Origin of the sequence: Psychrobacter lutiphocae DSM 21542, from assembly GCF_000382145.1 — a bacterium.
In the GTDB taxonomy this organism is placed as follows: Bacteria; Pseudomonadota; Gammaproteobacteria; order Pseudomonadales; family Moraxellaceae; genus Psychrobacter; species Psychrobacter lutiphocae.
Genome location: NZ_KB907625.1, coordinates 57,743 through 80,190 on the forward strand (window position 1 = coordinate 57,743; position 22,448 = coordinate 80,190).

A 22,448-nucleotide genomic window follows, 5' to 3' on the forward strand; every position below is an offset into this window, starting at 1 on the left:
CTTAATTTAGCACTTAGCTTAATATTGTCGTTACCACGTCATACCGTCATCACCATCATGCAGGACTGCCTCTATGAGCCTTAATGTCTCAGCCTACTCTATCAGAAACCCTCTGGTTGCCATCTTATTATTTGTACTCATTACTTTAGGCGGTATTTTGGGTTTTATGCAAATGAAAGTGCAACAATTCCCTGATATTGACCTGCCTGCTGTCGTGGTTACGGTAGCTCTGCCTGGTGCAGCACCAAATCAGCTAGAAAATGACATTGCCAAAAAAGTCGAAAATAAAATTTCTAGTATCGAAGGTATCAAGCACATACGCACCACCTTACAAACCGGTGTGGCCACCATATCTTCTGAGTTTGTATTAGAAAAGGACATTCAAGAAGCTGTTGATGACGTGCGCTCTGCTGTCAATGAGGTGCAAAGCGATCTACCTGCTGCTGCCGAAGATCCTATCATTACCAAGGTCACCACAGCAGGATTGCCTGCGGCCACTTATACGGTTAGCGCACCTGGAGTAAGCGTTGAGGATTTATCTTGGTTTGTCGATGATACTATCGACAAACGCCTATCTGATATCAAAGGCGTAAGCACTGTTAGCCGTGTTGGTGGGCTTGATAGAGAGGTACGTGTTGCAGTTGATCCTATTAGTCTAAACTCGTTAAAATTGCCTATTACCCAGTTATCCGAACAGGTAGCTGGCATTCAACAAGACAACTCAGGTGGTGAGGCCAAAATTGGCAGTAGCAAACAAACCATCCGTGTTCTTGGTGCTGTCAATCACGCCCGTGAGTTAAACGAGTTACAAGTAGCTTTGCCCACAGGCGGTACCCAGCGTTTAGGTGAGATTGCTCGTATAACCGATGCCGCAGCAGAACCAAAGTCACTTACCATACTTGATGGCGATACGGTGGTCGCCTTTAACGTATCACGCTCTCGTGGTGCTAGTGAAGTAGAGATCATCAAGCGGGTAGACGCTGAATTGGCACAATTGCAACAAGATATGCCAGGCTATACCATCACCAAAGTCTTTGATAGAGCCACCCCTATTGATGAAGACTACCAAGCTTCGCTTAGAATGCTAATCGAGGGCGGTATTTTGGCAGTGGTGGTGGTTTTTTTATTCTTACGTAATGTGCGTGCTACTATTGTTACCGCCGTTGCCCTACCTTTATCAGTTATCCCTACCTTCTTGGGAATGTATCTATTCGATTTTAGCTTAAACTTAATCAGTCTGCTGGCACTGTCATTGGTGGTCGGGGTCTTGGTGGATGATGCCATTGTTGAAGTCGAAAATATCATGCGCCATTTGCGTATGGGAAAGACGCCCTATCAAGCAGCCATGGAAGCCGCTGATGAGATTGGCTTGGCGGTGGTAGCGACCACTTTTACCTTGATTGCTGTCTTCCTACCCACTGCCTTTATGAGTGGTATTGTCGGTCAGTTTTTCCGTCAGTTTGGTTGGACAGCAGCGATTGCTATTTTTGTATCCTTGATGGTTGCTCGTCTGATTACCCCTATGATGGCAGCCTATGTGCTGCGCCCTGAAAAAAATCACCAACCTAAAAACAGCCGAGTCATGCAGCTGTATCTAAAAGCTGTCGGATGGACACTTCAGCACCGCTGGATAACCATGGGTGCTACCTTAATCTTATTTGCAGGCTCTTTGACCTTAATTAAGTTACTACCGACCACCTTTATTCCTGAAAACGATATTGACCAATCTCGTATCGGTATTGAGCTCACCCCAGATGCCAGCTTGGCAGAAACCACACGCATTGCCAAAATGGTTGAGCAAGAAGTATCGCAAATTGATGGAGTCAAAAGTATTTTAAGTGTCATCGGTGATCCACAAGCGGCCAGTCTCGATGCCGCCTCTGGAGGTGGTGGTGAAAATGAAGCCAGTATGGATATTGTCCTTGAGCCACGTGGTACACGTCCAAGCAAGATTGATATTGAACGTGATATTACCGCTGCATTAACACAGGTACCCAGTGCCCGCTTTGATGTTGGTTTATCCAGTGGTGGTGAAGCAGGTTATAGCTTTGCGCTAACCAGCACCAATCCTAATTTATTGGAACAAACTGCACAGCAGGTAATGAGTGAAATTCGAGCACTACCGATGGCAGGTAGTGTTACTAGTGACCGTAGTTTACCCAGACAAGAGTTATCCATTATTCCAAATCGTATCGCTATGGCAGATCTTGGTACTACTACTCAAGGAGTGGCAGATACCTTACGGGTTGCAACTTTAGGAGATTATGAGCAGCGATTATCTAAATTAAACTTGGATACCCGTCAAGTACCTATTGTGGTTCGCCTACCAGATAGTGTCAAAAACAATGTCAGTCAGTTGGGTGATCTATATGTACCGAGCACCAATGCGTCTGGAGCACGAGTTAGTGAGATTGCACAACTAAAATTTGGTACTGGTCCCTCTGAAATTCGCCGCTTTGATCGCGAGCGTGCCATTACCATCACTACCCAAGTTGGTGATGGTGAGTTAGGAGAGCTGATCAATGAGGTGAAAGCCTTACCCAGCTTACAGCCTGAGCAACTACCCGCTAATATTCGCTTAATAGATCAAGGTCAGGCAGAGAGTATGAAGGAGTTATTTAGCGGTTTTGTTATTGCCATGAGCATTGGTATTATCTGTATTTTTGGAGTATTGGTTTTACTATTTGGCAAAGTATTACAGCCACTGACTATTTTAATGGCATTGCCCTTATCTATTGGTGGCGCCTTTGTTGGCTTGGTTCTCAGTGATAGTAGCTTATCCATGCCCTCAATGATTGGCTTTATTATGCTGATGGGTATTGCCACCAAAAACTCTATTTTGTTGGTAGATTATGCTATCTTAGCCGAGCGTGAACATGGCTTAAGCCGATTTGATGCGCTACTCGATGCCTGTCGCAAACGAGCCCAGCCCATCATTATGACCACAGTAGCGATGGCTGCTGGTATGTTGCCTTTAATCTTTGGCTTAGGGGATGTCGATGCTACTTTCCGCCGTCCTATGGCTGCTGCAGTCTTAGGCGGACTGGTGACCTCAACTTTGTTAAGCTTAATTGTAATTCCTATGGTCTATACCTTTATGGATGATATTTCTAGCTGGTTTGCTAAATGGTTACAACCACATGGAAAAACCGACTAATTCAGTAGCAATCTGGACAACCTAGTGGTGGCAGAGGCTAACTTTGCTTAAGGTAAGTGTTTTGGGCTAGATGTCTTGAGATAAACTCCCTGGGTTAAATTAACGAGCAAGTTAGCCTTTTAAATGCACTATTTTAGAGTTGGTATTTGAACCGACAAATGGGTCTGTGATATAACACTCTTACTCATTTTAATCATTGCCAATTTAACCAAAATTAATTCCGTACCACCCCAACTTAAGGCACTCTTTATGACACACTCTAGTGATATTGCCATTGCCCAAAGCGCCACCTTACAACCCATTAGCGCCATTGCCGACAAGATAGAGTTAAGCGCAGACAAGATCGAACCTTATGGCCACTATAAAGCGAAAATCAACCCTATTGATGTGTTTGCAATGCCCGCCAAATCAAGCAAAAGTAAGCTGGTACTGGTCACTGCTATCAATCCTACCCCAGCTGGCGAAGGCAAAACCACAGTCACCATTGGTCTGGCCGATGCGCTAAACCGAGTGCACCAACAGCAAGGCGATGGCAAACGCACCATAGTCGCTTTACGTGAGCCCTCATTAGGCCCCGTATTTGGTATTAAAGGTGGCGCTGCCGGTGGCGGTTATGCACAAGTATTGCCGATGGAAGACATCAACCTACATTTCACTGGTGACTTCCATGCCATTGGTGCTGCCAATAACCTACTGGCCGCCATGCTCGACAACCACATTTTCCAAGGTAATGAGCTAGGTATTGACCCCAAGCAAATCCTGTGGCGCAGAGCCGTTGACATGAACGACCGCCAATTACGTCAAATTGTGAGCGGTCTTGGCAAGCGCACCGACGGTGTCACTCGTGAAGGTGGCTTTGATATTACCGTTGCTTCAGAAGTCATGGCTATCTTCTGTCTGGCAAAGGATTTAATAGATTTAAAGCAGCGTTTGGGTAACATCTTAGTCGCTTATAGCTATGACAAAAAACCCATTTATGCCCGTGATTTAAAAGCACATGGCGCCATGGCTGCTCTACTCAAAGAAGCCATTAAGCCAAACCTAGTCCAGACTATTGAAGGCACGCCAGCCATCGTCCACGGCGGACCTTTTGCCAATATCGCCCACGGCTGTAACTCTGTTATTGCCACCCGCACCGCCATGCATTTAGCAGATTACACCCTAACCGAGGCTGGATTTGGCGCTGATTTGGGCGCTGAGAAGTTTTGCGATATCAAGTGTAATTTGGCTGGCCTAACCCCAGATGCAGCCGTGGTTGTCGCAACCATTAAAGCGTTAAAATACAATGGCGGCGTCGCTAAAGACGAGCTGAAACAAGAAAACCTAACCGCCCTAGAGCAAGGCTTACCTAACTTGCTTAAACACATCGACAACCTAAAGCAAGTCTTTGGACTGCCAGTAGTTGTTGCTATTAATCACTTCGTTACCGATACTGACGCAGAAATCGAGCTGGTACGCCAAGCCTGTGCCGACAAAGGCGTGGAAGTGGCGTTAACTCAAGTTTGGGAAAAAGGCGGTGCTGGCGGTGAAGACTTAGCTAACAAGCTATTGGACTTATTGGCGCAGCACGACGGCCAACCCAGCAACTTTAAGCTGGCCTATCACAATGAAGACAGCATCGAGGACAAAATCCGTGCCGTCGCCCAGCGCATCTATGGCGCAGACGACATTGACATTAGCCAAGCCGCCAAAACCAAAATCCGTCGCTTAACGGAACAAGGCTTAGACAAAATGCCAATTTGTATCGCCAAAACTCAATACTCACTGAGCGACGATGCCAAGCTATTAGGACGCCCAACCGGATTTAACATCCATGTGCGTGACATCAGCGTCTCTGCTGGCGCTGGCTTTATCGTGGTCATTTGCGGCAACATCATGCGCATGCCTGGCCTACCCAAAGTACCGGCTGCCGAGCACATCGACATTGATATCGAAGGCAATATTACTGGACTGTCCTAATTGACGGGACTTGATATTTAAGGGCTTATCCCTCATTTTAGTAATAGTGAGTATTTAGATCTATTGCACTTGTATGTTTGGATACTTGACGATAAGGCTAAAGAAAACTTATCTTTATCAGAGTGCTAAGTGCAGATAACCAGATAATATACTAGGGTGCGTCCTCACTTTAGAAATAGTGATAAAAATAAGATACCTCCTAGTTAGGCATCGCAACCAGACAAGAAAAATAACGAGATTAATATCATGATGCCAACCCGTTATTTAATGCTTATGACAGGATCTAACTATTTTTAGCCTATTAGCTATTTTTAGCCTATTTAAAAGGTCAATGTACGACTTGAGGACACGTCTTAGATGCTTAAATTCATCCCAAATTAACTAACAATGTGAACTGCTATGGCCATTTTACCTATTTTAAGTTATCCAGACCCACGCCTGCGTACCATCGCTGAGCCGGTCAAAACTGTCGATGCTGAGATTAAACAACTAATCGAGGATATGATCGAAACCATGTACGATGCAAAAGGCATTGGATTGGCTGCCACCCAGGTTGACCGTCATATCCAATTGATTGTAATGGATTTGTCAGAAAATAATGACAATCCAAGGGTGTTTATTAATCCGAAAGTGACGCCTTTGGTTGAGGATAAAAAGCCGTATGAGGAAGGCTGTTTGTCTGTTCCGGATGTGTATGATTCGGTCGAGCGTCCGACGCGGGTGAAGATTGAGGCGCTTGATGGTGAGGGTAAGCCGTTTGTGGAAGAGGCGGAAGGCTTGCTTGCGGTGTGTATCCAGCATGAAATGGACCATTTAAATGGGGTGCTATTTGTCGATTATTTGTCACGCTTAAAACAAACGCGAGCCCGTGATAAAGTGAAGAAGTATCTTAAAGTGCGTGAAAGACAGATGCAGCAAAATAAAGCTTAAGCGTTAAACTATAAGTGTTAAATTTTAAAAATTAAGCTTTAAGAGTTAAGCGCTTACAGTAAAAAAGCTGAGCTGAATAGCAAAAACTCTAACCTAATCTAAAACACCTAACACCATAAAAAAAGCCTAGAGGCAGTTCAATTGCGCTCTAGGCTTTTTTTGGTTTGTTAAAACAAGGCTATTTTAAGCCCAACACATCCTGCATATCATAACGGCCAACCGACTGCGCCACCACCCACTCAGCAGCACGTACTGCACCAGCTGCAAAGGTCATGCGCTCACGAGCATGGTGCTTAATCTCGACCATCTCGCCATCGGCAATAAACATCACGCTGTGATCACCGATAATCTCGCCACCACGAATGGCATGAATACCAATCGTACCTTGCTGACGTGCACCTGTATGCCCTTCACGCCCATAGACAGCCACTTGCTTTAAGTCCTGCCCACGTGCTGTGGCAGCGGCATTGGCCATCATAAAGGCAGTGCCTGAAGGCGCATCAACTTTGTGCTTATGGTGCGCTTCAATCACTTCGATATCTGCGCTATCACCAAAAGCTTTGGCTGCCATTTCAATCAGCTTTAAGGACACATTGACCCCAGTTGAGTAGTTGCCAGCATAGACCACCGGTATCTGCTCACTGGCCTCATTTAATGCCTGCTCTTGTGCTTCAGATAAGCCGGTGGTGCCGATGACCATGGCGACGTGATGCTTGGCACACAGCTTCACATTTTGCTCGGTAGAGTCTGGCAAGCTAAAGTCAATCAAGACGTCAATCTTAGCCAGCTCTGACGCTAGGTCGTCGCTGAGACGCACCCCATTGGCGGGCAATGCGACCAACTCGCCAGCATCCACGCCAATCAAGCTTGAGCCACTGCGCTCAATGGCAGCCGTCAGCTTGGTATTTGGGTTGCTAGCGACCGCTTCAATCAGCATGCGTCCCATACGGCCGCCTGCGCCAATAATGCCAATTTTTACTGTTGCTGTGTTCGTTTCGGTCATGACTGTCTCCTGTGCTGCGTCTTATTTTTTGAGTTCACTTTCAATCCACTTTATGTCGATTGTAAACAGATTAGTCGAATAAATCGCCTAACTTTTCAAAAAATGATTTTTTCTTCGGAGACTGATCATGCTTACTGTCACCGTCTAAAGTATCTTGGAATTGACGCAATAGATCTTTTTGCTCACGGGTTAAGTTCACTGGCGTCTCAACCATGATGCGGCAGATTAAGTCGCCTTTCATGGTGGTGCGCACTGGGGTGACACCCTTGCCACGTACACGGAGCAATTTGCCACTTTGCGTACCTTCAGCCACTTTGATTTTTACTTTGCCATCAAGGGTTGGGATTTCCACTTCTTTACCCAAGGCAGCATCGGTAATGCTAACTGGCACATCCATATATAAATCAGCACCTTGGCGCTTGAATACTGGGTGCTCTTTGACTCGGACTTCAACATACAAGTCACCACTTTGCACGCCAGCACCACCGGCTTCACCTTCACCAGCCAGACGCACTCTATCACCATCATCAACCCCAGCTGGGATAGAGACTTCTAAAGTACGTGACTTGTCTTTGACGCCTGAGCCGTGACAGTCTGAGCATGGGTTTTTAACTTGCTTACCTGTGCCATGACAGTCTGGACAGGTCTGCTGTACCGCAAAGAATCCTTGCTGCATACGCACTTGACCATGACCGCCACAAGTCGAACAAGTGACGATATCTGAAGCATTTTTTGCTCCTTTGCCATCACAAGTGTCACAAGGTGCTGGTGCGGTAAAGCTGATTTCTTTTTTGCAGCCACGTACCGCTTCTTCTAAAGTCAGCTCAATCACATAGCGTAAGTCAGAGCCACGGCGTTGACGACCGCCACCACGTGACTGACCAAAGATGTCACCAAAGTTGCCGAAGATGTCGCCGAAGATGTCTTGGAAGTTACCCGCACCAGCGCCACCAAAGCCGCCGCCACCCATGCCATTTTCAAAGGCAGCGTGTCCCATGCGGTCATAAGCAGAGCGCTTATCACTATCGCTTAGCACTTCATAAGCCATCGAGGCTTCTTTAAACTTCTCTTCAGCTTCTGGATCATCTGGATTACGGTCGGGGTGATATTTCATCGCCAGTTTACGATACGCTCGCTTAATCTCACGCTCGTCTGCATTTCTATCCACACCTAATACTTCGTAAAAATCTCTCTTGCTCATGAAGGCTCCTATCAATCTGTCCGTGCAATTCATCCATTATGTTCCACGTGGAACAGCATCAACTAATTATAAATAATGTGCGAAAATGATAAATATTTAATAATTATAAGTATAAATAACAGAGGCAACTGCTGGACATAAATATGTGTGCCAAACACCCACTTATTTAAGATTAAGGCTAATTTGGCGACATAATATGTTAAATAAATCAAAAATTAATCAATACTTTGCCCCATTAATGGTGGCGAATACCTCATTTATCAAGCAATCAAGCCAAAATCTCTTTATTATTATTGCTAGCAACACATATTTTAGAGCCTAATTCATCATAAAATGTACACAATAACAAATAGCTATGTGCCTAAAATTTCCGTAAAATACGACTTCTATTCTGATAATTAACAGCCCTCTATATCCCGAGAAAAAATGAAAAAACTTACCACTCTCATTGTCATTATTGGCCTAGCTTTGGTTGCCTATTTCTTTGCATCGCCTTACTACACTGCCTATCAGATGAAAAATGCCTATGATGCGCACGATGGGGATGCGCTAGTCGCTCATATCGACTTTGAGCAGCTCCAGCCCAATATCAAGCAACAACTGACCACTCGATTTGATATCACGCTTGCCCAATATCCACTGGTCTCCCAGCTGGGTGGCGAGCCGCTGACCCAAGCAGCCAATGAATTCATTACATTGGCGGTCGATAAAGCGCTTACCGCTGACAATATCAGCGACCTTATCACCACTCAAGGTCAGGCCAATCAAGCCACTAAAGAGTTAGCAGCAGCCTGGGCGATTGCCACCAATAAAGTGAACTTGCAGCATTTAATACAAGATCTCATCATACAGCGTGGGGATCTAGACTCGGTGATAAAAAATCAAATTCAGCACATTATGGCGCAACAATCTGCGGAGCTTGAAGCACACGTACAGTCTGGAGAGGACAGTGCTAAGCCGAAGCTTAGCTACTGTGGCATCAACTGCTTTACCCTTTCAGGTCAGGTGAAGGGCTATCCGCTGACCATTGAGATGCAGCGTCAGGGCTTGGTAGAGTGGAAAGTGGTTAATGTGGTATTGCCTTAGCCCTAGCCAGCCCTAGTACTAGTACTAGTACTAGACCATATAGGCTGTTTATCTTGTATGAGATGTCTATGTTTAGACTTTATTTTTCAATACCTAAAAATGGGAAAAAGTTAGGATCAGTATAAGCTGCTTGGAACGGGACTCCATCTTCACGATAAATGGCAGGCGTGGCATCGACTACCAGCCCTGCCGCTAACTGCTGATTGTGATAAAGATGACTTTGACTCAAATCAGCACAATCTATATCCACCGCCTTACCTTGCATGGCTTTATCTAACGCTTGACGGCGTGCCACTTTATCGGTTTCACACCAGATCTGGCGTATCGGGACTTGTGATTCATCATAAAGAGGTTGTGAGCATCCATAGCTTAAAAAGAGTGTTTGATACTACAACAGATAAGTAAGACATGAGCTACTCCAAACAGATAACTTGACTTCCTCCTCTCGCTAAATCGAAGGAGTTGCTACCGCTAAACAATTAAGCCTGACTGCAAAGATTGTTTTTAGCAGCATGGATATCTCTATCGTACCTAGCGCCAGACTCAGCACAAAGCCATCCATCCTTTTACTTCAAGATCTACTCTATCTCTCGGACTACTATCTCAAGCGGACAACCTGCAAACTAGCATGTATACTTAGTTGTCTTTTGAGTTCAAACCATCCTGCATCGTATGTTGACTTATAGTCAAAGAGGTCTAACATGATGACAAGGCAACCGAATGCAAGTACTACTCATGTAGGCTTAGCGAGATACTAGGTTTAGTAGCTCGTTACTTATAGTTAGATTTATCTGTCGATTTGGTAAACAAGCGTGATTAAAATTAAGATCTAAAACCTAGCAATTTCTTCTGCTGTTAAAAAGCGGCTTTCGCCCTTCTCTAAGCCGTCTAACGTAATGCCACCAATACTGGCACGATGTAGCTCAATGACCTTGTTACCAAAGTAGCCCATCATGCGTTTGACTTGATGGTATTTACCTTCGGTCAAAATCAAACGTGCATGAGTATCATCGATAAACTCTAATGTCGCCGGTTTGGTCGGCTCATAATCACCATCTAATAAAATGCCTTGAGCCACTTTTTTGATCGCATGTGCTTGCTCGTCTGCATCCATTGATTCAGCTAAAGTCAACTCATACACCTTCTCATGTAAGTGTTTGGGACTGGTGACACGGTGCAACCAGCGACCATCGTCGCTTAAAATCAGCGCGCCTGTGGTATCTACATCCAGGCGACCAGCAATACGCAAGCTTTCTAGCTCAGGTACTGCAATCAGCTCGGTGACAATAGGATATTCTTTTGGTTTAAGCGTACACTCAAAGCCTTCAGGCTTGTACAATAAAAGATAGCGACTACCAGTGGCAACCGATAACGGCTCGCCTGCCCACATCACCTCATCATTAAGCACGTCAACATGAACACTACCATCTTTTATAATTTCATCATTAACGGTAATTTCCCTAGCGTGTAGTACTTTTTTGGCTTCTTTACGTGATAACTCGGTTGCTTTGCTAATAAATTTGTCTAAACGCATTTATGGTATCCTTGGTACAAAACGGTTCTGTGTCTAGGCGCTGTTGGACAGGCCTTTATATGAGTCACAGTTTAACACACCCACTGTTATCAAGATGTGTGACTTTTTAAATCAACTTGGATAACCGTTTAAAACGATAAAGAACAACATGAAGCTATCCACCTAAAACCAAACTGATAGCACTCTAACTCTAACTCTAAACGTAACGATAAATTAAAACGCTTATGACTTATCAAACTTTAGCAAAACCCGTGGCCGCCCGACTTGATATCAAAAAGTCAGAATTTATCACCTACGCCTATCCCGTGCACAGTCGCGAGCAAGCCATGTTTCACGTGGAACAATTGCGTGAAAAGTATCCAGATGCCCGTCATCACTGCTGGGCATATATCATTGGCGACCCTGACAATACCACCAGCGCCGGCTTTGATGATGATGGTGAACCTGGTGGCACCGCTGGACGTCCCATCTTAAATGTACTACAACACAAAAGCATTGGTAACGTAATTATTATTGTGGTGCGCTACTTTGGCGGTATCAAACTTGGTGCAGGCGGCCTAACTCGTGCCTATGCTAGCTCTGCACAAGCTGCAGTAGATGTAATGGAGCTTACCCCTTATATACCGATGACGCAAGTGGCCATCGAGGCAGACTTTGCCAATGAGTCACAAGTGCGCTATATCATAGAAGATATGGGTGGCAATATTGATGAGGTTAATTATGACAAGGCTGTAACCTTAACTGTGACCTTACCAGAAGCCGATATCCACACCCTAAAAGAACGATTGGGAAAAGATGGACGAGTATGTGAATAAGCCAACTTAACCAAGGACTAAGGTATGTTCTTAACTCTTAGTCAGAAGTCAGTTAAGGCCTCAACGGCGATCAACGTTATTCTATACAGCTTTTAATTAGTTCTTTAATTAACAATATTTTTCAGTAATCAGTTGTACACTGAAATTATTGACTTTATAATAAAGCCAATTTAGTGTGCACTCTTCTGATTATGAAAACGAGACTCTTTGACCTATGTTGAACTCATTAGCTGACTTTAATATCAAACCTTTTAAAACACCACTTTGGCTTGCTAACCCTCATATTCAGACCATCTTGCCAAAGTTTACTATGGCTGATGCTCCCTCTTATCGTCGTGCTTTATTTTTGGACTCATTAAATGAAAGTGAAGTGGCTTACGATTTTTATGACGCTGCTGAGTCAAAACCAGATCCAGGCAAGCGCTACAAAACTCCGATTGTCGTATTATTTCATGGCTTAGAAGGCAGTAGCCAGAGCCACTATGCCCGAACTTTAGGTCATTACGTACATGCACAAGGCTGGCACTATGTTGTTGCTCATTTTCGTAGTTGCGGTGGCACTCGAGTCAATGGCAGTGTCTTTTACGAAGCTGGTGACAGCTTTGAAGTACATCACACACTTGCATACTTAACAAAGCGCTATGAAAGTGTTTATGCTGTTGGTACGTCACTGGGTGGTAATGTCTTAGCCAAATATATGGGAGAGTATGGTGACGATGCTTTGTGTAATGCCGCTAGTATTATATCAGCACCTCTTGAGTTAGCCTCATCTTCGATGGCAATGGATAAATTACTCGGCCGCCGTATCTACACCCCTTACTTGCTCAATCCTATTATCAATAAGGCATTAGAATATGCATTGTCTGACGAAGAGCTGGCAGGCATCAAGGCCAGTCGCCGTCTAAGCGACTTTGACCATGCTTTCACCGCACCCCGTCATGGATATCGCTCAAAAAATGACTATTATCGCCAAGCCTCTGCTATGCCACACCTGATTGGTATCAAAAAACCAACGATGATTGTTACTGCGCTGGATGATCCTTTTTTAGGCATCATACCTTCACAGGCAGACGTTTCAAATAAGGTGCTCTTGTGTGAGACTAAGCATGGGGGTCACATTGGCTTTATTAACTGGAAGAATAAAAAAATTAATTCCGACTGGATGCCAGAAGCCTCTTTGAGTTTCTTTAAAAATTTGCATGGTTAAAATATCAAGCTTTTTGAACCAAAAGCCTTTGTAAACGACAAAAACTTTTGAATTATTTTTTCTAATAATTTAGAAAGAATATTTCATCAACCCTCCCAACCCCCCTTTAAAAACATAGGAGTTCTCCCTCTTAATTAAGGGGGAGCTAGAGGGGGTGTCATAGTTTTTATTAAAGAATGTCGTGTACAAAGACCAAAAGCTTAAAAATATAGCATATTTAATTTAAACTCATTAGGACTTACGCAAAAATACGACTTTAAGGCTTTAAAAGCGACTGGTTGTTATTTATGGAGCGTCTGGCTCTACCTTCAGAGGACTCATAAATAATAACCAGTTGCCATAATATCTACTCATGCGTAAGTCCTACTCATTACAAGTAGTCTTACAACCATCATAAGAGTTTGGCAACCACATCAAGCACTAGCTGCTCGATAGCTTAGCGCCTCACTCAAATGAGCGCTTTCAATATTGGGACTACCTGCCAGATCAGCGATAGTTCGTGCTACTCTTAGCAAGCGATGATAACCCCTTGCTGATAAGTTGAGCTTAGATTGTGCCATTGCCAGCAAATTCTTTTCGTTGTCACCAAGTACAATATGCTCATCTATTTCACCTGGTGTTAGCTCACTGTTAGGCTTGCTTTGCCTGTCTTGTTGTCGCTGATAGGCGGTAGTGACACGCTGACGCACCTGCTTTGATGCCTCTCCCATACTGCTGTTCTGCAAGTCACTGATGGGCAAAGCGGGTACATTGACATGCAAGTCTATTCTATCTAGTAGAGGACCTGAAATCTTATCCTGATATCGCTGAATTTGCTCAGGACGACAATGACAGCGTCCAGAAGGATCTCCATAATAGCCACAAGGACAAGGATTCATGGCTGCTACTAACTGAAAGTTAGCAGGAAAAGTAGCTTGTTGATTGGCACGACTAATGGTAATCTGCTTCGATTCTAGTGGCTGACGCAATACTTCGAGTACTTTGCGGTCAAATTCGGGCATTTCATCCAAAAAAAGCACTCCTTTATTGGCCAAGGTTATCTCACCAGGTTTTGGGCGTGAGCCTCCACCGACCAAAGCCACAGCAGATATGGTGTGGTGAATTTCGCGAAAAGGTCGGGTGCCATACTGATACTCGGTATCCGTCACTGAGTAGGTACTAGCGACTTCTAATGCTTCTTCATCATTCAAATCAGGTAAAATAGTCGGTAAACGTGCCGCCATCAAGGTTTTTCCTGAACCAGGTGGCCCAGTTAACAATAAGGAGTGCCCACCAGCCGCTGCAATTTCTAAGGCACGTCGAGCATGATGCTGCCCTTTAACATCTGCTAAATCCACTTTATAACTGGCAGTGACGATGGGCGCTTTCGATATCACAGGTGACAGTTGCCCCTCTGTATTGACATCACCATTAGCTTGATAACTCATACAATTTTCAGCACGCAAATGTTCACATACCACTTGCAAGGTTGAAGCTGCATAAACAGTAACGCCTGCCACACGGCTGGCTTCTGCACCATTATTAGCTGGCACTATCAACTTAATAGAGGTAGTGTTGCTAGAACTTGTATTGGCAGCGATACTAGATGAAGCTTGGTTAATTTGCTGCTGTTGGCTTGACATTGTTGACTGCTGAGGATGATTGCTTTTAGTTTTGACACTGTTGGCAGCCTGTTTGTTTCTGGCAACCTGTTGTGCTTTGTTGGCTTCACTCTTGATCGCTCGTGCTACTGCCAGACTGCCCGATACGGGTCGCAAATCACCATTTAGCGCCAACTCTCCGATAAATTCATAACCTGCTAACCACCCTGCCTCTATCTGACCACTGGCAGCCAAAATTCCCAGAGCTATCGGTAAATCTAGGCGGGCACCATCTTTCGGTAAATCAGCTGGTGCCAAGTTAATGGTCAATCGCCGATTGGGAAATTGAAAATTGGCATTGATAATTGCTGAGCGTACTCTATCTTTACTTTCACGTACTGCTGCTTCAGGCAGTCCCACTATGGTCAAAGCTGGCAATCCTTGAGATAGATGCACCTCTACCATTACTTTTGGTGCGTGCAATCCAACGACAGAGCGGGTACAAACTTGAGCAAAAGACATAAAGATACCTTAACCTTAGGTGTTATTTTTGTTATTTTATTTTTCTTATTTTAATGCTGATTGTTTCGTAGCCTTCATTGTTTAGAGGCGATATGAATTATAAATAAGGCAGTGGTTGGCATATTCATGCATTAGCAACAAACAACCCATTAATATTTTTTATCCTTAACTATAAATTTATAATAAATTATTAATTATCACTTCGCAATCTATAACTAGTCCATTTCTTTTAACAACATATCAAAGTCCTGCTACTTTAGGCTTACAGGCGCAGTCTATGAAATTTGTTATAATGAGCCCCATTAATGTTTTCATAGCATCTGTGAGGCTAGCTTTATGACTAATTCTGCAATATTTACAGACCAAGCCAACCTTCCCCCCTCAACTCAACGCTCGGATTTTGTTCCCCCAAATCCTTACGCAAAAAAACAGTTTGATACTGCTACCTCTGACATGCCGCAATTAGAATACGATGAGGCTTTGATTCACAAATACAATCGTTCAGGGCCCCGCTATACTTCGTATCCCACTGCTTTGGAGTTTAAACCTATCGAAAGTGCTACTGAATTAAATATTTTAACCAGTCGTGACCCGAATACGCCTCTTTCGCTATATTTTCATATCCCTTTTTGTCGCCATCTTTGCTACTACTGCGCCTGCAATAAGATCATCACCAAAAAGAACAGCGATGCTGGTGACTATTTAGAGTACTTAAAAAAAGAAGTCAAACAAAAACGGGCCTTATTAGAGCTTCCTGACTCAGGTGGCAAACCTTATGTCAAACAGTTACATCTAGGTGGTGGCACACCGACCTTCTTTAGCGATGCAGAGCTGATTGAATTATGGCAGTTTTTACAGACTCAGTTTGAATTTGCACCGACATCACCAGCAGATACCTCTGATGAGCATCCTGAGATTGGTGATTATTCAGTAGAAATAGATCCAAGAGAGATTAGAGAGACGACTCTTGAAGTTTTACGTAATCTAGGCTTTAATCGAGTCAGCTTCGGGGTACAAGATTTAGATGACAAAGTCCAAATTGCGGTCAATCGAGTACAGTCTGAAGAACTTATTCGTAAGGTTATGGACGAAACCCGTCGCCTAGGCTTTAAGTCCACCAATATTGATTTAATCTATGGGCTGCCGCATCAAACCCCTCAAACCTTTGCCAAAACGGTAGAGACCATTATCGATATATCACCAGATAGATTGTCTATTTTTAATTATGCCCACTTACCTCATCGCTTTAAAGCACAACGCCAAATCAAGGACGAGGATTTACCTAGTCCAAGCCAAAAACTTGAGATGTTTAGCAATACCATAGCCGCGTTAAATGATGCGGGATATCAGTATATTGGCATTGATCACTTTGCTAAGCCTGATGACAGCATGGCAGTGGCGCAGCGTGAAGGAGTTTTACACCGTAATTTCCAAGGGTATACCATTCTCGGTGACTGTGACTTATTAGGTTTTGGCGTATCTTCGATCAGTCAGATTAATAGCACCCTTCATGCTAATAGAGGCAATACCTCTACTCACATTTTGCAGAACCATACGGATTTAGATGAGTATAAAGCGATGGTAGATGCCGGAAAATTACCCGCTGTTAGACACATCAAGACCAACATTCAAGACCGTTTACGCGGTTATGTGATTTCAAACTTACTTTGCCATGACTACATCGACTTTAAAGACTTAAACCAAAAGTTTGGTATTGATGCCATCACCTACTTTATTGATGAAATTCAGCAGCTTGGAGAGATGCAGCAAGACAGATTAATTGATATGGATGCGGCAGGTATTCGTATCTTACCTAAAGGTCGTCTGCTTGCCCGTAACGTGGCTATGGTGTTTGACACTTACTTAGCGAGTAAGGAAAAAGGCCGCTTTTCAAAAGTGATTTAGAGGCTTTTAGCTCAATAAAAAATGACAAGGCTGGCACTTTTAGTCCAGTCTTGTTATTCTAATTAGGATGAGATTAAAGCAATATGCTATAAAGCATACTAATACCTTTTCTAAAAAATAACCTATCTTTGTCAAACTCGTTGAACCTACTATATGTAGCGTTTGCACTCGTTTTCCTCGATAGCTTAATTTTTAGATTTGGTATAATTTAATGACATAGATTGAAAACACCCTCACAGTTAACAAACCATGAGGGTGTCGGACAATTTAGAAATATCATACTAAAGCATTAGAAATCCAGACATTAGAATAAGGCTGCTTGTTTTGCCAATACAGGGGGGATATCCATCACACCTGTAAATACCTCTATAAATACCATTTTGTCCGTTGTTTCTTTCGCTTGTGCGATTGCAGATTTAAGCTCACCTGCTGTTTTCGCTTTAAGTATCAGACAGTTGTCATCAGTTGCCCCAAAGGCTTTGGGGATAAGTTGCCAGTCAATATTAGGGATATCGTTATAGATTTCTTCTTCCCCATGAATAGCCCGTTCAATAGTATATCCTGAATTATTGATTAATAGGATAACTGGGTTTAGCTTTTCACGTAGCATAATGGCTATGTCTTGAATGGTTAGTAATGAAGATCCATCACCGATTAATAAAATAGAGCGTTTGTCTGCAGATGCAATACCTGCGCCTAAACTGGCTGGCAAGGTATAACCAATTGATCCCCAAAGAGGCTGCCCATGGAAGGTTACTCCTTTTGGTAATGGAATTGGACCCATACCATTATAAGAAGTACCTTGTTCAGCAAATACCAAGCTATTTTCAGTTAAGTTATCTGCCACAATATGCCATAAGTCTTGCTGTAACAAAGCGTCATCGTCATCTGCTTGTTGCTGATACGTTTCAATACTGCCTTGAAGCGGTTTGGGAACGACCTTAATACCAGAGGTTAATACCTCATGTAACACTTGCAGGGCATCTTTCATACTTATAGGCGCAAATACTTTATCGCCTATACTAGACTCTTCCTCACTTATATTAATGGTACGTGATGCTTCAATTTCCTGACTAAAGCCTGAGCTGGTTGTATCAGTAAATGTAACACCGACCATTATCAGACACTCAGAGTTTTCAACCGCATCCTTCACGACTGGATCTGACACACTTGCATAATACACTCCAGCCCAGCGCTCACTTTGCTCATTGAGTAGTGACTTACCCCAAGAGAGGGTCGCATAAGGAATACTCGTATCTTCAATAAGTTCATTTAGCGCATTTTTAAGCCCTAAGTACTTAACCATGATATCGGCAAGTAGCATGGTTTCTTTACCATCTATGAACTGAATTAAAGCCTGTTTAAACTCATCTAGTGCTTGCTGACTGGTATGATTATCACGTTGTAGGTCAAGTTTTTTAGAGGGCGGATAAATAGGCATTTGTGCCACATCAGCGGGCAGTGAAATATAGCCAGGACGTTGTTTTTTAACTATCTGAGTAATAACGTAATCAATCTGTGAGGCAGCATTTTCTGGGGTGATAATTGCCTGAGCAACCGATACTGATTCAGCCATTTTGGCAAAATTATCAAAGATACCATTACCCAAACTATGGTGTAATACTAATTTTTTATCCTGTAACTTCATTTTCGGAGCACCAGTAATATGAAGTACTGGTGCGTACTCTGCATAAGAGCCGGCAGTCGCATTAATAGCTGACAGCTCACCCACACCAAAGGTGGTCACCATAGCAGCAAACCCACGTTCACGAGCATATCCATCTGCCGCATAACCAGCATTTAGCTCATTGGTATTGCCTACCCAACGAAGCTTATCCGAAGCAAGTATATTGTCTAAAAATAAAAGATTATAGTCACCGGGAACACCAAACACTTCGGTTGCGCCAGCTTCAGCAATCCGATCAAACAAATAGTCTGCGATGGTATAGTTTTCTATTGTCATTTTTTTACCTCTGTCATTTTGTTCTATTTTAATTATTTTTTTAATAGATAACCTGTTCAACAAATATGCTTATAAATACATATGTAATTATAACAGCATAATTCTTTAATAAAGCCACCTATAACTAAAAGTAGCTTTGCTTAAAGATATTAGCAATACATTTAGCAGATGTTAAATAATAGATATGTTATTTAGCGTTAAAGAAGTGTAATCTTTTTACTAGCGTTCAACAGAGTCTAGCTATTCTAAGCTAAAAAATTATTCTAAATCAAAAAGATAGCAATATTGAGGCTAATAATTTACCTATCTTTTGAGCTAATATACCTGCTCTCTTTATACCCCCTAAAATATTCATATATCCCTAAAACAAAAAAATCGAACAGCTTTTAAATAAAAGCTATTCGATTATATTCAGTAAGCTACCTAAGTCTTTTATACTTCTCAAATTAGCGCTACTTATATTATATTTACATTGAATGGCTATTACGTCTTGAACTTGTCACCAACCATTCCTTTCACAGTACTTACAATATCTGCTGGCAATACCACCATTTTTGAATTATCAGACTCAGCAAGCTCACGCATCGCTTTGATATATTGTTCACCGAGTAAATATACAACTGGCATCTCTTCTGTCCCCATAGCTTGTGAAACTAAGCGTATCGACTCTTCTGAAGCTTTTGCCAAAACGACTTGAGCTTCAGCATCACGGCGTGAGGCCTCTAAACGACCATCCGCCTCTAAAATAGCAGCCTGCTTCTGACCATCAGCACGGGTTACAGTTGCTCGGCGCTGACGCTCTGCTGCTGCTTGCTCTTCCATCGCGGTTTGCATCGTATCAGAAGGGTTGATATCCTGAATCTCGACTGTTTTTAAGGTAATGCCCCAGTCTGCGATGTCTTCTGAAATGGCCTGTTTTAACAAAGCTTTGATATGATCTCGGCTAGATAAAGCACTGTCTAAATCCATCTCACCAATGATAGAGCGCAGCGAGGTCTGCACTAAATTACGGATACCATGTTCGTAGTCTTCAATACCATATACTGCCTTTTCTGGCTGCACAATACTGATATAAGCCACAGCATTGGCAATAATCACCACGTTATCGCGGGTAATCACTTCTTGTGATGGGATGTCTAATACAATATCTTTAGTCGTTAATTTATAAGCCACATCATCAACATACGGAATAATAATATTTAAGCCAGGCTCTAAGGTCTGATGATACTTCCCTAAACGTTGCACAATCCATTTGTAACCTTGTGGTACAATTCTGACGCCTTTAAATATGGTAAACACCACTAGAGCAATTAAAACCAACATAACCACACTAAAACCACCCATCTTCCTTACTCCTGCTTTCTTTATCTATTAAAGTTTATTATTTTATAGTTCACTCATACTAATTTTCATGCTAAATATTATGCTAATTTGAAATTGCTGACTATCTATATTGCTGACTATCGATAATGCACTTTTGGCGGTAGCTTGGCTGGTGCAACCACCAACTCATTACCAATAACTTCAACCACTACGACTCTTTGACCCAGCTCTAGTGGCTCACCACGCGTACGACAACGCCATTCTGTTGCACCGACAATGGGTACACTAAAACGTATGGTGCCCACTTTATCTAAGGTAGGAACTTTGGTAATAATACCAGTTTCACCAATAATGATGCTGCCACCTAGACCTGCCTTGGTGCGATCTACCGATAAAGGTTTGACATATTTAAACCAGACCACCACCATTAGGATAGAAAATACCAGCCACAAAATAACTTGCAAAAATTCTGGCAAAGGTAATAGCCAACTCAACAGAGCAACAATCACTGCTGCAATACCAAACCAGAGGGTCGCAAAGGTGGTTAGGAACATTTCGGCAATAATCAGTACACCACCGAGCACCAACCAATGCCAAGGTTCTATTACAAACATAATCTTATCCTTAAAACGCTTCTGTCCTTAGTTTTTAATATAAACTCATCCTTAAACAACTTTTGTTCTTAAGTCTATATTTAATATTATTTTATGCAATCTGTTATTTATATTAGCATTTTTTACAGCTTACAATTGATTAGTTTTATTTTACCCAACAAAAAAACGACCGCAATGCGGTCGTTTTTTATGCTCTTTAAATCTATTCTAAAGCAGTTCAGATTTTAGAATTTGAAATGTGCACCTAAAGTAACACCTTCTGCTCTTAGGTCGCCTCTGTTTTCAATTCTATCAACTTTTGGATACCATTCATAAGCTAGTTCAACAGCAGCATTTGAACCAAAGTTATAGCCAAAGCCTAAACCACCACCGATACCAGTGTCATATTTAGATCTTTTACCGCGATAAGATACAGCTTTATCTTCAATTTTGATTTTGTGTCTTGCTACACCTAAACGACCTTTAGCATATAAGTCAGAACCAGTAATATTATACTTATATGTAGCAAATAGGCCGTAAGACTCTCCTTTATATTCTTTTCTGCCAACTGCATTCTTTTCAAAATCTTCTTTCTTAGTCGTGATGTACTCAGCTTCAACACCAACTTCAGGTGTTAACTGTAACCCAAGGTAACCACCATAAGATAAAGCTTCATCTTTTGCGTCATCTAGGTCATAATAACCAACTTTCGCCCCAATGTATGGCTGTACATTGACAGCAGCTTGAGCGCCAACTGTTAATAATGAGCCAGCAGCTAGAGCAAGTAACGATTTTTGTAAAAGTTTCATTGTGGTTCTCCTGTAAAAATAACAGTAATCTTAGCAAGATTACAAAATAGCATTAAACACTAAAATACTAAACCCGTTTTCTATAACTGAAATAGTAACAAATTATTTCATATAATATGTCGTCTTTTGATAGCTTAGTTGTTAAGTTTTGCAAACAAACATCACTAAGCGAACGTTTTACGTCGAAGCAAGGTGAAATGTACTATAAGGACACAGAAATATCAATATTAATTAATGAACCATAAGGCAAAAAAGCAAAAAGAAAGCGACCGCTAAGCGATCGCTTTCTTGTATATTCATCAATCCTCTGCTTTAGAGGGTGTTTAGAGTGATATCAGACTCTCTTTAGATGCACATTAGAATTTGAAGTTAGCACCTAGTGTAAGTCCTTCTGCTTTTAAATCACGTCCGTTATAATCAATATCCTTAACTTTTGGATACCAGTCATATGCCAATTCAACTGCTGCATTTGGTGTGAAGTTATATCCTAGTCCTACACCACCAGCAATGTTCGTATCAGACTGTTTGTTTTTGCCTCGAACTACTTGACCATTATATAGTCTTTGTTGCATTTTAATTCTGTTGTTTGCAACACCTAAACGACCTTTGGCATACATATTAGAACCTGGGAATAGATACTCTGCTGTGCCATATAAGCCATAAACATCTGCCTCATATTTTCTTCTATCTAACATGTTCTTTGTAAAGTCTTCTTTGTTGGTGGTCATATACTCCGCTTCAACACCAAAGATTGGAGTAAACTTAACACCACCATAGATACCGTATGAGAAGGCTTCGTCTTTGGCTTTGTCTAAATCATACTGACCAATTTTGGCACCAATGTATGGTTGTGCTGTCATA

General features: G+C 42.5%; 17 protein-coding genes. 7 read left to right on the top strand and 10 right to left on the bottom strand.

The genetic code is table 11. The features are described 5' to 3' along the window. Window positions 1-73: 73 nt before the first annotated feature. From H140_RS0102485 to def, 3 genes are all read left to right on the top strand, one after another. Window positions 74-3,157 carry an efflux RND transporter permease subunit gene (locus H140_RS0102485; protein WP_019672076.1) on the top strand — a complete coding sequence of 1,028 codons (3,084 nt, stop codon included), beginning with the start codon at window positions 74-76 and terminating at the stop codon, window positions 3,155-3,157. Between the two features lie 249 nt (window positions 3,158-3,406). After that, window positions 3,407-5,116 carry a formate--tetrahydrofolate ligase gene (locus H140_RS0102490; protein ID WP_019672077.1) on the top strand — a complete coding sequence of 570 codons (1,710 nt, stop codon included), beginning with the start codon at window positions 3,407-3,409 and terminating at the stop codon, window positions 5,114-5,116. Between the two features lie 399 nt (window positions 5,117-5,515). Beyond that, window positions 5,516-6,046 carry a peptide deformylase gene (def, locus tag H140_RS0102495; RefSeq protein ID WP_019672078.1) on the top strand — a complete coding sequence of 177 codons (531 nt, stop codon included), beginning with the start codon at window positions 5,516-5,518 and terminating at the stop codon, window positions 6,044-6,046. A gap of 178 nt (window positions 6,047-6,224) precedes the next feature. Here the strand turns inward: def and dapB are convergent, their stop codons facing one another. Together dapB and dnaJ are read right to left on the bottom strand one after the other, a co-directional pair. Continuing rightward, a complete protein-coding gene (gene dapB, locus H140_RS0102500) occupies window positions 6,225-7,049 on the bottom strand; it encodes a 4-hydroxy-tetrahydrodipicolinate reductase (RefSeq protein ID WP_019672079.1) in 825 nt (274 codons plus the stop codon). A 70-nt stretch (window positions 7,050-7,119) separates the two neighbouring features. Further along, entirely contained in the window at window positions 7,120-8,250 is a 1,131-nt protein-coding gene (dnaJ, locus tag H140_RS0102505; protein WP_019672080.1) for a molecular chaperone DnaJ, read from the bottom strand. Between the two features lie 426 nt (window positions 8,251-8,676). Between dnaJ and H140_RS0102515 the strand changes: the two genes are divergently transcribed. Continuing rightward, window positions 8,677-9,336 carry a DUF2939 domain-containing protein gene (locus tag H140_RS0102515; RefSeq protein WP_019672082.1) on the top strand — a complete coding sequence of 220 codons (660 nt, stop codon included), beginning with the start codon at window positions 8,677-8,679 and terminating at the stop codon, window positions 9,334-9,336. Window positions 9,337-9,415: 79 nt separating this feature from the next. Here H140_RS0102515 and H140_RS0102520 read toward each other — a convergent pair whose 3' ends face one another. Both H140_RS0102520 and H140_RS0102525 read right to left on the bottom strand, forming a co-directional pair. Continuing rightward, window positions 9,416-9,631: a hypothetical protein gene (locus tag H140_RS0102520; RefSeq protein ID WP_019672083.1), complete on the bottom strand. Its 216-nt coding sequence runs from the start codon at window positions 9,629-9,631 to the stop codon at window positions 9,416-9,418. A 534-nt stretch (window positions 9,632-10,165) separates the two neighbouring features. Then, window positions 10,166-10,870, bottom strand: coding sequence for a pseudouridine synthase (locus H140_RS0102525; RefSeq protein ID WP_019672084.1), 705 nt, complete (start codon window positions 10,868-10,870; stop codon window positions 10,166-10,168). A 224-nt stretch (window positions 10,871-11,094) separates the two neighbouring features. On the opposite strand from H140_RS0102525, the gene H140_RS0102530 reads away from it, so the two are divergent. Together H140_RS0102530 and H140_RS0102535 are read left to right on the top strand one after the other, a co-directional pair. Continuing rightward, a complete protein-coding gene (locus H140_RS0102530; RefSeq protein ID WP_019672085.1) occupies window positions 11,095-11,685 on the top strand; it encodes a YigZ family protein in 591 nt (196 codons plus the stop codon). 214 nt (window positions 11,686-11,899) lie between these two features. Then, window positions 11,900-12,892 carry a YheT family hydrolase gene (locus H140_RS0102535; RefSeq protein WP_019672086.1) on the top strand — a complete coding sequence of 331 codons (993 nt, stop codon included), beginning with the start codon at window positions 11,900-11,902 and terminating at the stop codon, window positions 12,890-12,892. A 413-nt stretch (window positions 12,893-13,305) separates the two neighbouring features. Here the strand turns inward: H140_RS0102535 and H140_RS0102540 are convergent, their stop codons facing one another. After that, a complete protein-coding gene (locus H140_RS0102540; protein ID WP_019672087.1) occupies window positions 13,306-14,994 on the bottom strand; it encodes a YifB family Mg chelatase-like AAA ATPase in 1,689 nt (562 codons plus the stop codon). Window positions 14,995-15,330: 336 nt separating this feature from the next. Here H140_RS0102540 and hemN point away from each other — a divergent pair, with 336 nt between their 5' ends. Next, a complete protein-coding gene (gene hemN / locus H140_RS0102545) occupies window positions 15,331-16,899 on the top strand; it encodes an oxygen-independent coproporphyrinogen III oxidase (protein WP_019672088.1) in 1,569 nt (522 codons plus the stop codon). A 304-nt stretch (window positions 16,900-17,203) separates the two neighbouring features. Here hemN and H140_RS0102550 read toward each other — a convergent pair whose 3' ends face one another. From H140_RS0102550 to H140_RS13725, 5 genes are all read right to left on the bottom strand, one after another. After that, window positions 17,204-18,862: an alpha-keto acid decarboxylase family protein gene (locus H140_RS0102550; RefSeq protein WP_019672089.1), complete on the bottom strand. Its 1,659-nt coding sequence runs from the start codon at window positions 18,860-18,862 to the stop codon at window positions 17,204-17,206. Between the two features lie 483 nt (window positions 18,863-19,345). Then, complete coding sequence (locus H140_RS0102555) at window positions 19,346-20,206, bottom strand: SPFH domain-containing protein (protein WP_019672090.1); 861 nt, start codon at window positions 20,204-20,206, stop codon at window positions 19,346-19,348. Window positions 20,207-20,322: 116 nt separating this feature from the next. Continuing rightward, window positions 20,323-20,799 carry an NfeD family protein gene (locus H140_RS0102560; RefSeq protein WP_019672091.1) on the bottom strand — a complete coding sequence of 159 codons (477 nt, stop codon included), beginning with the start codon at window positions 20,797-20,799 and terminating at the stop codon, window positions 20,323-20,325. Between the two features lie 224 nt (window positions 20,800-21,023). Next, window positions 21,024-21,587: an outer membrane beta-barrel protein gene (locus tag H140_RS0102565; RefSeq protein WP_019672092.1), complete on the bottom strand. Its 564-nt coding sequence runs from the start codon at window positions 21,585-21,587 to the stop codon at window positions 21,024-21,026. A 356-nt stretch (window positions 21,588-21,943) separates the two neighbouring features. Beyond that, a complete protein-coding gene (locus H140_RS13725; RefSeq protein WP_019672093.1) occupies window positions 21,944-22,447 on the bottom strand; it encodes a porin family protein in 504 nt (167 codons plus the stop codon). Window position 22,448: the final 1 nt, after the last annotated feature.